The 12,844-nt window shown below is 36.8% G+C and carries 8 protein-coding genes and 1 pseudogene; 7 read left to right on the top strand and 2 right to left on the bottom strand.

Annotated features, from left to right (window positions below):
* Window positions 1-380 precede the first annotated feature (380 nt).
* Window positions 381-1,535 (top strand): Alp7A family actin-like protein, encoded by a 1,155-nt coding sequence (locus AB7942_RS18315; protein WP_369447989.1) that lies wholly within the window; start codon window positions 381-383, stop codon window positions 1,533-1,535.
* Window positions 1,536-1,552: 17 nt separating this feature from the next.
* Window positions 1,553-2,266, top strand: a complete 714-nt coding sequence (locus tag AB7942_RS18310) for a hypothetical protein (RefSeq protein WP_369447988.1) — start codon at window positions 1,553-1,555, stop codon at window positions 2,264-2,266.
* A 133-nt stretch (window positions 2,267-2,399) separates the two neighbouring features.
* Here the strand turns inward: AB7942_RS18310 and AB7942_RS18305 are convergent.
* A pseudogene (locus AB7942_RS18305) lies at window positions 2,400-2,660 on the bottom strand (class III poly(R)-hydroxyalkanoic acid synthase subunit PhaC); the annotation flags it as partial.
* A gap of 71 nt (window positions 2,661-2,731) precedes the next feature.
* Here AB7942_RS18305 and AB7942_RS18300 point away from each other — a divergent pair.
* Window positions 2,732-3,244, top strand: coding sequence for a hypothetical protein (locus AB7942_RS18300; protein ID WP_369447987.1), 513 nt, complete (start codon window positions 2,732-2,734; stop codon window positions 3,242-3,244).
* A 645-nt stretch (window positions 3,245-3,889) separates the two neighbouring features.
* Here the strand turns inward: AB7942_RS18300 and AB7942_RS18295 are convergent.
* Window positions 3,890-4,384: a hypothetical protein gene (locus tag AB7942_RS18295; protein ID WP_369447986.1), complete on the bottom strand. Its 495-nt coding sequence runs from the start codon at window positions 4,382-4,384 to the stop codon at window positions 3,890-3,892.
* A 714-nt stretch (window positions 4,385-5,098) separates the two neighbouring features.
* Here AB7942_RS18295 and AB7942_RS18290 point away from each other — a divergent pair.
* The 4 genes from AB7942_RS18290 to AB7942_RS18275 are packed head-to-tail and all read left to right on the top strand — an operon-like array spanning window position 5,099 to window position 12,831.
* Entirely contained in the window at window positions 5,099-6,142 is a 1,044-nt protein-coding gene (locus AB7942_RS18290) for a Wadjet anti-phage system protein JetD domain-containing protein (RefSeq protein ID WP_369447985.1), read from the top strand.
* Window positions 6,133-7,647, top strand: coding sequence for a hypothetical protein (locus AB7942_RS18285; protein ID WP_369447984.1), 1,515 nt, complete (start codon window positions 6,133-6,135; stop codon window positions 7,645-7,647). The genes AB7942_RS18290 and AB7942_RS18285 overlap by 10 nt, the downstream gene beginning before the upstream one ends.
* Entirely contained in the window at window positions 7,644-8,390 is a 747-nt protein-coding gene (locus tag AB7942_RS18280) for a DUF6063 family protein (RefSeq protein ID WP_369447983.1), read from the top strand. The genes AB7942_RS18285 and AB7942_RS18280 overlap by 4 nt, the downstream gene beginning before the upstream one ends.
* Window positions 8,368-12,831, top strand: a complete 4,464-nt coding sequence (locus AB7942_RS18275; protein WP_369447982.1) for a hypothetical protein — start codon at window positions 8,368-8,370, stop codon at window positions 12,829-12,831. The genes AB7942_RS18280 and AB7942_RS18275 overlap by 23 nt, the downstream gene beginning before the upstream one ends.
* Window positions 12,832-12,844: the final 13 nt, after the last annotated feature.

The following is a 12,844-nucleotide window of genomic DNA, read 5'->3' as shown; positions in this document are numbered from 1 at the left end:
TCTACGAACAAACTAAATGGTTTATGTTCCATAAACAACTTCTAGAGTTTAGGCCAGAGCTGTCATTGTGACAGCTTTTTCTAATTTTAAAACTGATTAATTATTTAGTATAACTACTTCAAAAAGCTGCCGGTCATTCCAGGCAGCTTCATTCTTGTAATCCACCGTTCATGTTGCCTTAATTATTCACTGTCGTGATAATAAAAATTAGTGTAACAGAGGGTCAGAAGGTGGTTGTAACCGTAAAAGGTAAACATATTTATAGGAAGGATAATGTCGAATATTAATTTATAATAATCTAAATTTTTAACATTTTTAGACAAATAGAATAGAAAAATATATAATCAATATGAGGAAAAAACATGAAAAGAGGAGAAATAATGGATATAAAACGTCAAAATGTCGATTTTGGTAATTCGGTCTTTCAAACCCTTGTGGACGGTTATTATTTTGAGATTCCTACAAATGTAGTAGAAATAACGAGGGAAAAGGCAGACGGCCACTTTCCGTCTACTTTCCATGATCCCCAATCACTTCTTCAAAGTTTACTCATTTCAACTACGATAGACGGTGTAGAGAAATATTATCTGGTGGGCGATTCAGCGGAAAAACAAGTATTAGGAAACAGTCATATCAACAAACTTCATGATAAAACGGAATCTGAGATTCCCTATGTGATGTTCCTAGCGTCAGCAGCTTATTACAATGTATTAAAAGGGAACGGCATTGAAGATACACGAGTGAACATTAATTATTTTTCAACCATGCTTCCAATTTGGTTGCTTAAGAAAACGAACAAGTTCAGTGATATGCAAAATAAAATGGCAAGTCGATTTGAAGGGGAGCACAAAGTTACGATTTTAACACCAGGATTTGAAAGAGTTGTATCCATTCACGTCGAAACAAGCAAATGCCGGATTGAAAGTGAAGTTGCTCGTTGGGCAATTAAGAAAGATTTTGATTTACAAGATCGTGAGGAAGCAAATTCATTTCTAAACTTTGAAACTCTAATTGTGGATTTAGGTGGAGGGACTGTTGATCTTGCTTTGCTTCAAGTAGGACTTCAAGCTCCTAAGAGCAGGGAATCATTGAATTGCTTCGCCGATATTTCGTATCTAAAACACATTGAGAAACTAAGAAGTGAAAAGTTACTCGAGTACTTTGTTGATGTGCGTTCACTAGAAGAATTCATTATCAATAACATTGAGAATACAAAAATGGAGCAAAGGGATGGAAATAGCGGTAAAAAGGTTGATCTCACAGTGCAAATCCATGAGTCATTAAGGGAGTACACACAAATTTTACTAACGAAAATTGAAAACACATTCCCATCACCTAAAGATAAGGTCTATAAATATGTTTATATTGGTGGAATAGCCAGCATCCTTAAACAATTCATCCAAGAATCGATCAATATAAGGTATGGAGACGAAATTAGAGAGCAAAATCATCTTTTCCTTCAAGATACAAGAAAGTTAAATTTATATGGTCTAGAAATAATAAGCAGGCATGAAACAAATTTAGTTTTCGCTTAAGAAGAGGAGGAGAATGTATGAACAACAAAGATCATCTTCTTGGTGAAAAGTTCATTGGCGGATTAAACAATATGTATTCGCATCTAGGTGCACAGATGGTTTCACCATTTTACGTACTATCGAACATTTTTCTAACTGCGGTTAATCACCAAACGGATGAGGTCAGATTAATGAATAAGGAATCAGGAAGTAAATACGAACGTGGATTGCTTACTTTAGAAACTTTGAAAATCTCTCCAAAGGTGTATTCAATACTTGAGCAAAAAGCACAAGCAAATGATCTGGAGGAATATATTACAAATCTTGTTGAGCAAGATTTAGATAAATTGGAAAAAGAAGAAGAGGCTCTAACCTTATTTGATTCACTTCGTGAAGAGTTTTTAGGTGAGATCAACTTACTTAAACAAAAATTCGCATCACGTCTTGTTGAAGATCCTTATGAGATGGGGTCCGGCCAAGAAACCGAGTTGCGGGATTTTGTAACGAAACTGGGTGAGCAAAAATTAGACAAGGAAGAATTCCAAACGTTGTTAAACTCCCTCCGCAGAGAGTTTTTAGACGAGATTAACTTACTTAAAAAGGAACTTACCTTACGTCCGGTTACCAATCCAAATAAGTATAATCCTGACATTGAACCTGCGGAAGAAGTGAAAGATATTAAAGAAGGACAATTAGTCGAAAGTGATCAAGTAAAAGGGACTATTAAAGAAGTCATAGATATGGATTTTTAAATATGAAGTAGTGGAGTGAAGTTCTGCTACTTTAATAAAACGTCCAAGAGATTCCTCTTGGACGTTCGGCGTAAACAGAAGAAGGAACCAACTTCTGGACTCCACAAAAAGATTGCAAATCCTAAAATTTTTGTTAATCTGACCGTTGTTCCAGCCAATCTCCTATTGTTGGATAAGTGACTTTTGTTGCTTTAGAGCCAAATGTTACAGATACGTGTCCGGTTGGAAGAGAAATATACGTTTTATCTTTGCTAGATATTACTTTCATTAACGCTTACACCTGGTGCGGCTGGGCAATATGATCTCTTTCAGCAGACAGGTTGAGTACATTAGCGGTGATGTTGCTTAAGTTGACCTTTCGTCCGCGAATTTCGAGTTCCCCTTTAATCAGCTTATATTTGACAAGCTTCTCATATAGATGTAAATTACATATAGTGTTATTTATTAATTAGGAGGTTTTTTATAATGGAATTAAACAATGAGTTCGTTACTAATTTTGGTGATTCTCTATTAAACATTTGGACAAACAGTTTGGACAAGGTGACCGATTCTCAAAAAGAAATAGAAAATCTTTTGCTTCAAGCATTTACAACACAAAAAGAATCATTGGAGAAAATTGCTGAAGGAATGGACTTTATCCAAGAACAACAGAAAAAATTAATTGCAGATGTTCGCGATTATGTAAAGCAAAATGTTGATACAGTTTACGGTGAACAAGCAAGCCAAACTTTCGAAAAGTGGTATGCTCAACTAGATGAAATAAATAACCGTGTTCAACAGTTAACCTCCACTCCATACAAAGAAAGTTTAAATTTATTAAATCAGTCACAAGAGCAGTTCCAACAATCGATTAAAAATAGTATCGAACAGCAAAGAAATATTCGTGAAGAGGCTGTAAATCAATTTAAAACTGCACAAAAAGGATTTATGGATTTATTTGAAACCAACACAAAAATGGCATTTAATTTGTTTAAGTAGAACAGCGAATTTTCGCTGTTTTTTTTACAATGTACATATAATATATATCCTAATACTAAAGGGACAATCTGTAACGAAAACGGTCTCCTAAAAAGCTCATCTAATGTTTTCCCCACAACCACAGTATTTTCCAAATTCCAACAACTTTTTTAATTGCCTTTTGCATATTTCGTTTTGGATAAAGAATTGAAACAAAAACGAAGGCGATAAATAGTTATAATGGATAAGAACTTCCTGCATATTTAGAATAATGCTTTATTTTGGAAGGTAAAGACTGTATTTCGTTCTGCTATTTTTTATTAAATTCTATTAAATAAGAGAAATTTTTTTGTTCTATAGACTAACAAAGATTTCCTCTTTGTTTAAGTCACAAGGATAAAGAAATTGGAGAAAATATACCTTAATCTTCATCAACGGCTGCAAAGAAAGGAGTTGCCATTTGGCAGCTCCTTGTTGTGTTAACAAACAGTTTAGCTAAACCAGAAATTCGCATTATATTCGATCCTCTGTATTGGACAACTTGGCTGCAAGGATGGATAACGGGTCCTTTGGTCTTAGAATAAAATATAATAAAAAAACTAACCAAAATGGACGAGTCTTTTGTGTTTTTGTATAGCAATTAATATTCTAAACAGGAATTTTCTATTATAACCGTATACACAAAACTATAATTCTATAGGGTGTGGTTTGGGCGGGGATACTTTTTGTGACAGGTCCGTATATAACAATTAGATCTCTGTTCGCAGGGGTTCTTGAAAAGAGTTGCCCATTTGTTAATACTATTTGAGTATATGGAGAAATATTTAATCGTAATCGTCCATCACTACTCTCCAACTCACTATTAAAATAATCTACTTTTACATTCTGATATGGGCTATCTTTTACCATGACAAGTGCTTGATATTGTGGAGGGTAAATCAGAAGAGCAGGTGCATTTCCGTCATAATATCCAGTCACGCGATCTCCTACTGCCACCATTACATGGTCAACAAAGTAAGTTGTGGGTGACACCACGAAATTTACTAATGCTCCCAATCCGTTTTCTACAGATATTAATTTATTACAGCCTTCACCATTTTGACCTGTAAAAAAATCACTAATCATAGTGACAGTCCCGTGAAAGGAATAAAAATTTGTCATACAATACCTCCATTTCTTTAAAAAGATAATGCATAAAGCGAACCATTAGTAGATGCTAATTAACTTTGTTCCATAAGTATAGTAACCATACGTTTGTTCCTGGAATTGCCTGTACAAATACCCCCCTATAAACATTTGGCATTACTTGGTGTACCATATGCAGATCAATACCTATATGACACCATAAGGTTAAGAAAATGTTCAGTATAGTAAGTTTAAGGTGATTCATAAGTGAAAAAATGTGTATTGTTGATAAACCATGAAAGAGCTAATAATTTTATAAGGTCTGTTAGGAGCTTACCAAGAAATAACTATTATATAGGTAAATACACATTTATGAGAGTAGAAATATGCAAAATAATAAATAAAGTATCGTTTTCTAATCTTTAATACTAACCCGAAATGAATGAAGGATTAATAGGGAGCTAGCTATATGAGCTGTGCTAATATTAACGTACAAATGCTCCATTAATAAATGATTAAGTTCGTCTGCTTGAAGAGTCACTTCACTTATGGGACGATGATGGTCGGACTGACTAAGGCGTGTATTATTTGTCATTTTGCACCGGTCATTATATCAAGAAAATTTCATTTACCAACCATAACTCAACTAGTTTATAATAAAAGGATGTCCAAATGGGATCGTAAAAGTCTATTCCTATGACACTAAGAGATTAAAGTAGGTGAATTATTATCGATATCATTGAAACACGGGTGAGAGGATTTATAGCTGATATTCAACACCCTAACCAAAAAAAGAAAATAAATATTAACGATCTAGAACTTCAGTTGCGCAAGCTTTTGGATGATTATTTTGAAATGGACGGCTATTCGTTGTTTTATCGTGCCATTGAAACATTGCAAGCGGAAGGACAATTGATCCCTATTCCAAATAATCAATATAATGGAAGAACCCCAGCGCTTGCCTTATATTACTGGGTTAATATAAAAGTTCAGACACTCAAATGGGATCGTCTCGAGATGATGAAATTAGGTGATCAGTTTGATTTTTCCTTTTATGAACGGCATCCCGAATGGCAAACGAAAGACGAATGGAATCGAATCCAACATGTTTATACTTTTCTCCAATCCAGTCAGGAACGGGAAAACGTGTCATACGAAGAAAGAAGTCTGGAGCTCTTTGGTCATGAAAAATTCTTACTAGACAATGATAGCTTTCCGGATGGAAAAGGGTTTTTAGCTAGAATTGGAGTATCTGAAGAGCAACTTAAAATGGTGAATTACGGGGAGCCTTTTGTATTTTGGATGAAACAAGGGAAAGAAATAAAAGATATTCAGCGGGTTCTGATCGTCGAAAATCTATCATTCTTCCATACTTCCATTAAGTTATTGGAAGCCAGTCAGCTCGATTATGAACCTGAATTAATCATATATGGTGAAGGGACAAAAATCGAACGGAGCTTTTCCTTTTTCTTCAGAATATTTCCGCCCAAACCCTATCTTTTCTATTACGCAGGAGACCTTGATGCCGCAGGATACGGGATCCTCATTCGGCTTATCGAAAAATACTCGGATTGCTGTATTCAGCCTGCCTTAAAAATTTATCGCAAAATGATACAATGTCTAGAACAAAGGAATAACCAGAAACAAGGGCAAACACAAAACAGCAAATACCGTGATGCATTCTTTCAATGGTTTACGGCAGAGGAGCAAGTCTTATTAATGCAATTATGGCAAGAAAATAAGCGGATCCCACAAGAAGTCTTAAACATAGAAACATGGAGGCGATGGATGTGAACGAATCATGGGAAGGATTCGCCCAGAGAATGCAACGATTAAATCCGCTGTTTGAGCTTGGGAGGGGAATGGAAGTGGGTGAGCTTAAACCTCATATCCAAACCATACTCATGCAAGTGCTCCTGACCATTTTTTATAGAGAATTAAATGATGATGATCATAGACGCAAGTCAGATATCAAGTATATGGTGGAAGATTCCATTAAGCAAATGAAGCTTTTAGCAGACGATAAGCAAATTGAACGGATAACAAGCGGGCTCCTGTATCAGGGGAAAGAAGAGTATAGTAAACCGTTTGAAGCCTTATATTACGATGAAATAAGACAATCCTGGGAGACTCAGGTCTTCCGATATGTCACAATGGATGAATTATATACCAATTTAGAGATGGGTGGATCCATTGTTTATAAACTCACGGATGTTGCTCAGGAAATGATTTTTATGAGCAGGGAAATGGCTGAGGAATTCTCGATCACGATTGAACAACTCTACAGTATGCAGCTGATTAAAAACGGAAATTTTAGAAAAGCTACTCGAAACCTCGATCACCTCATTTCACGAGTAAACCGCTTAATGGCAAAAGAATTCTCCTTTCAAAAGGAAATGATCAACAATCCCAAAATCTTATTGATGGAAGAGGAATGGCAAAGGGCTGATAATCGTGTGGAAATTGAAAAGCAATTTGAAGAAGAAAAAAACCACTTCCGTACCATCACTAGTATGATCGATAAAACGAAACGAAGAAATGAAGAAGATGATTATATTCAGAAAGAATTGATTCTACTCCAAGAAAAAATTGGCCATACAAGGCAATTGCACGATCGTTTTGCTAAGCTGGTTATTCAAAATATTTCCTATGAAATGAAATTAAAAGTGGAAAACCCTTCCTTGTTTTGGGAAAACAGTTTGGTCTCCTTTCGAGAGAATATTTATGAAAATTGGTTCATGAAGAATGGAATTCAAACTTTTACGGAAATCGAAACGGTGCTTTCTCCTTTATTTTCACCGAAAAATGAATTTATTTTGCCGCTCGATTGGATTTGGGGTGAGCAAGAATTCGATGAAAAACAACTAACTGATGCCGTAATTGAAGAGGAGGCAGAAGAAAGCATTACTCGTCTGCGAGTGACGAACTGGGAATCTGTCATTAAGGCATGGAGTTATGTTTTTCAATTTTTACAAAGCAACGGAGAGTTTTCGTTAGCAGATTTAGCGACATTGCCATTAGAAGTGCAGGATTTATGGTTTGAAGAATCTGAAACGATTGATTTATGGATGATGTTCGATAAAAAGCCGCTGAAGGTTCAAGTGCTTTATCGAAAGGAAGAAACATTAAGCGATGAGAGGGAAATTCTACTTTATAAACTAATGAAGGAATATCCACAATTTCAAACTTTTGAGGGCACAAAAATCTTTACCGAGTTTGATCTTAAAGCGGAGCCTTTTATATGGTATCAAACGAAAATGACCCCTTTTAAACTATGTGTACAGGAGGAGAAAGGATGAATGCAGAAACGATCAAAAGAGCATCCGCTGTCTATTTTACTTTATTAAAAGATAAAGTAATCGACGAGAATAGTGAACACTTCCAGACTTATTTTGATCCAGAAGTGCGACAGACAGTGCTATTATTAGCAGACGAATCTGGTACATATATCATTGAATCGCCAAAACGCATCCAATTAGTTGTCCAGCCTACTGGTTCCGTCTTTGCTACCAATTTTACCCATATGAAAGACAAGCATCGACAAGTCGAAAATAAGAAACATTTTCATCTTATCAGTGTTGTCATTATGTCATTTTTAGCTGCCATCGATCGCAACCAGGCTGCAAAAATTCGCACGAAGCGCGAAGGGATTAGCTATTACGCATTAGAACGGCAAGTCAACGACCTAATGATTCAATGGGATAGCATTCTTAAAGCTAAACCGACCTTCGGGGAAGACGAACGAATTGATATGAAGGAAGTTGTAACCACCTGGAAATACATGGAGGTTGACACGGACGATTATGGGGTAAAAAAAGGCAATAGACGGACAAGAATCGGTTTAATTGCCGGCGCTATGCGTTTATTAGAGACGGAGGGGCTGATCGTCATTCTGGATCGGGACGATATAGCAAAGGTGATACCAAAACAAGAGCTTTTTGAGCGAATTGAATACCTGTATCACGATTATGACCGTTATGAAGTTTTGAAAAAATTAATGACATCAGAGGAGGATGAGCATGCCGAAAATCCATCGAATTAGAATTGTTGGCCTGAAGTATGATGGCATGCAAAAGCAATATAAAGATACCACTTTTAATTTCCATAATGAAGAGACATCAACCAATGGCCTTATAGCGATGATGAATGGGGGCGGGAAAGGTGTGTTCCTTCAAACGATCTTCCAAATACTCAAACCTGGGACGTCGTGGGGGAAACAAAACAATCGTTATTATCAACAGTTCTTCTTTAATAATAAGGAACAATTTATTCCCTATACCTTTCATGTTCTCATTCAATGGGAATTGGATGGTGCTGACCGTCGGTATCTGATAACTGGAGGAATGTTCTCAGCCGAACAGCGGATCTCGATGAGTGAAGAAAGTGGAAATGAAAGTAAAACATTGGAACAGGAAACAAAAATCCTCCCTACGATTACCTTTTATACGAGAGAATTTGAACGGAAAGAAGAGGCATCGCTTGAGCATATTCCACTCTACGATAATGATGAGGTTGCTGAAATCGAAAGTTTAAAGGACTATTTAAAATGGAATGGATATGACGTTTACCGAGATACGAAGAAGCACTATCGCATCCTTGATACATACGGAATTAACCGTAAAGACTGGGATATTATGAAAGATATTAACAAGGATGAAGGCGGCGTTGGGAAGTACTTTGAGGGAGCGGAGGATGATCATTCCCTGTTCCAAAAACGAATTGTTCCCACTGTTAGTCAAGTCTTGCACAGGACGGAACATCAAAAGAACGATCTTGTGGAGATTTTCAAGAGTCAGGCAAGTATTGCTAAGGACCTGCCTGTTCTCTTAAAAAGAGAGCAAGCCCATAAAGAGTTTTTAGAAGACATTGTCCCATTTGAAGAGCATCTAGCTAAAGGTGTTGAACATAAAGAAATTGTTCAAGCAAGTATACAGGCAGGAAGACAACTGCTGGGTGCTTTAGAGCATTTGAAGCAAACGGAAGAGGAAATGCTGCTTACTTTAGAAAAAGACATAGAGAAATTAATCATAAGGCAAGCAGAACTACGCTATCAAAAAGACAACCTGGAGTATGCAAAAGCTCACAGAGAAGTTATGGATTGGGAAAAGAAATTAGTGGAAGAAAGGAAGAAGCATACTTCCTTACAAGCCATCGTTCTAGAGAAACAGGAGCGAAAGGAAGAGTTAGTATTTCAGGCTTTATTGAAAGAGTGGAGTGAAAATGAACAAAGTATTCGCTCTCTTTCACAGCAAATTGTGACATTGGAACAAAATAGCGGTTTAGAGCAAGTGAATCAAAGAATGGAAGAAATTAAACAAGAAGCTAAAAAGCTATGGAATCAGTCCTATTTATCCATACAAGAAGCGATTATCCAGTATGTGGGATATCAAAAGTTCTTAAAGAAAAAAGGAACGGAGCTGTCGCAACAGGATAAGCAAAAGACAAAAAAGATTGCTCAGCTTAGTACTGAAATTGATTTTCTTTACACGCAGATGCATGCCTTTGAATCTAAGGAAGCGGCACTTATCCAAGCATTTGGCGACCGCTTAAGCTATGACTTAAAGGGATTGATCGAAAGTCTGTTTAAACAAATTGATGACAAAAAGGCTAGATTAGTAGAGTTGCAAGTAAAAGATAAAGAGTCTAGTGAACGGCAAAACCAACTTGCCACTTCACATGGTACCCTCGTCCAATCGATTCAGTTTTCAGAAGAAAAATGTGAAGAATTAAACCTAGCAAATGAAGAGCAAAAGCAAAGAGAAGCAAAATTATTAGATAAACTTCATGGTTTATTAGATGATGCGACAGCGCCGTTTACTCACTCGCTCTTATCGAAGTATTCTATACAAATAGAAGAAATACTAACCAATAACCGACAACAAGCTGAACAAATAAAAAAAGAACTTTGGGAAACACAACTCGACCATTCCTTAAACGATGAGCCCTTTTGGGTTGCAAATAAAGATGTAAAAGAATTAAAGGAATGGATCGATGAGAAGACTGGCATTGATGTGTTTTTTGGAACCCAATTTCTCCAATCCTTACGTGCTGAGGACCTAGCGAATAACCTTATGAAGTATCCACTCCTTCCATACGGTTTGGTCGTAAGCGGGCAGCAATGGCAAAAAATAAATCAGCAGGTTCTTTCCGGAAGAATGTTCAAAAGTCCTGTTCCGATTTTCTTGCGGGAGGAAATGAACAGCGAATATCATCAAACTTCCTTTGTGATCATTAACGGAACCGAGCAAGAGCTATTAACGGATAAAAACCAATTCACCAACTGGAAAATAAAGATTGCTAAACAAATAGAAGAAAAGAAAGATGCACTCCTTGAAATTGAAAAAACAGAAACCTCCTTACGTCATGTTTTAAAGGAAATCGATCGATTTTTATCAAGCGATCTTTCTATTGATATGGAAAAATCTCTCAATCAGGAACAAAACGCGCTTCTTTCTAAGAAAACAAATTTACAGGAAATCAAAGCACAAGAAGAAAAAGAAAAAGAATTACAGCTTCAGCTAAAAGAACAGCTGGAGAATACAAAAGGTAAAATAGAAAAGATTACAAAAGATGTGGAAACATTAGAGGATTTTGATCAAGAAAAAATTCTTCATCAAGAAAATAAACGAGTGAAATTAGAGAAAGAAAAACAAAAGGAAGCCTTAGGTTCTCTGCAGCAAGAAATAGGAAAAGAGCTCCAAAATACAGTTGAACTGCAAAACCAGTGGAATCAAACGTATGTAGAATGGAAGCTGACAACCGAACAAACTATAAAGGAGATCAGGTTCTTTATGGAAGAAGCGGTTTTTCCTACTGATGAAAAAGCAGACCCATGTGATGAGGTCCCTCATCTTTCATCACATTTATTAGAAAAGATAAACGGAAGTATTGGAGAGCTAAAACAGCTCCAGAAATCAAAGGAAGAACAGGCCAGAGAATTACTCGTTATTCTAGCAAAAAAAGAAACCGAACAAAAGCAGCAAAAGAAATTAGAGAAAAAACTCAATGCTCATGATGAGGATTGGAATAAAGCTCCAGAACCAGATGAACCTATCAGTATATTAGAAAATATGCTGCAAACCGCACAGAAGGAAGCGAAGACAGCGGAAAAAGAAGAACGGGAACAAGGAACGGCTGTAACAGTAGCAGAAACGTCCTTAAAGCATGCGACCGAACAGCGTGACAAGTCAGGAAAGAAAGTTGAAAAGCATGAAAAACAGCCGGAAGAATGGGCAGACCTTGACTTAGAAGTAAAGGCTTTAGAAATTAAAGACCAAACGAAATTAACAAAAGAGGAAGTAAAGCAGGCTGAGAAACGCCAAAAAGAAACAGAAACGAATATTGCGGGTTTCGAAGGGGATTTGTTAACCTTATCCGTTATCCTAAAGGAGGAAGCGGCAGCCTTTACGATTCATGATTTAGAAAAAATTAAGAGTCAAGGAAAGGCATGTATCTTATCCTGGTGTGAAGGACATCAAGTGATTCAGGAAGAAGGCCAGGAGAAGCATGCGAAAATCGATCAATCATTAAGGAATTTAAAGCTCACGATTGAAGGAAAAGATTGGGAGATTCGCTTTAAAAATGAGGTATTAACCACACTAGACCATATGGATACAAGGCATTATACACATATCCAAAGTATCGTTAAAAATATGAAGCGTTTTTCACAAAGTGGGTTGGAACAATTAGAACGCGACAAAGAAAGGGCAGAAAAGGCGCAAAACTTCTGGGCAAGCCGTGCCAGCATGAAAGTGATGAGTATATCAGAGGCGATTCGTTCTATGATTGCGAAAATGAAGCTGAAAAATGAACGAGGATCCTTTCCGCTCGTCCAGCTCAAAGAAGACATCTTACCTAAAAAGGCGGAAGATATCGAACCACTGCTGAAGCAGCATTTTGTAACTGCTATTAACAAAATCACTAAACAATTTGATATGATTGATGATCATAATCGCGCCTTAGACGAAGAAATAAAACAACTGATAAGTGATGAGCAAGTTTTATTTGTATCACTCCGAAATCGATATCCTGAGCTGCTCGTCTATAATATGCGAACGGATAATGCCTTTATGTACGGGAAACCGCAAAGAGATCATTATTCAACCTGGCAGACTATTAATCAAGGTTCTAGGACGAAATCCGATGGCAGCGGCGGACAAAAGCTATCCGCTCGAATGGTGATGATGATGATGTTATTATCAGTTAAAAGCGAAACCGATCAAAGCTGGGTTCCTTTAGTCTGTGATAATCCGTTCGGACAAGCAGCCTCTGCACATGTCCTTGACCCGATCTTCGCCGTGGCCGAAAAACTGAAGTTCCAATTCATCGTTGTCACACCGCCTGAACTGGTGAAAACGGAAATCAGCCAAAGATTTGATTCCTATTATAAATTGGACTTCATTCGTGAAAAAGGAAAAGAAATTGTTTCGGACACGATTGTTCCAGCCTTTCGGATTTATCAGGGAGAAGAAGTCGTTCAATAAGGTAATACAATCT

The organism is Neobacillus sp. BF23-41 (assembly GCF_041106275.1).
Note: the sequence above shows the minus strand (reverse complement) of the source record. Positions and strands in the feature narration are given on the sequence as shown.

Bases quoted from the DNA above. Each gene is read 5' to 3' on its own strand.
- AB7942_RS18315 (WP_369447989.1), top strand. From the start codon at position 381: ATGGATATAAAACGTCAAAATGTCGATTTTGGTAATTCGGTCTTTCAA.
- AB7942_RS18310 (WP_369447988.1), top strand. From the start codon at position 1,553: ATGAACAACAAAGATCATCTTCTTGGTGAAAAGTTCATTGGCGGATTA.
- AB7942_RS18300 (WP_369447987.1), top strand. From the start codon at position 2,732: ATGGAATTAAACAATGAGTTCGTTACTAATTTTGGTGATTCTCTATTA.
- AB7942_RS18295 (WP_369447986.1), bottom strand. From the start codon at position 4,384: ATGACAAATTTTTATTCCTTTCACGGGACTGTCACTATGATTAGTGAT.
- AB7942_RS18285 (WP_369447984.1), top strand. From the start codon at position 6,133: ATGGATGTGAACGAATCATGGGAAGGATTCGCCCAGAGAATGCAACGA.
- AB7942_RS18280 (WP_369447983.1), top strand. From the start codon at position 7,644: ATGAATGCAGAAACGATCAAAAGAGCATCCGCTGTCTATTTTACTTTA.
- AB7942_RS18275 (WP_369447982.1), top strand. From the start codon at position 8,368: ATGCCGAAAATCCATCGAATTAGAATTGTTGGCCTGAAGTATGATGGC.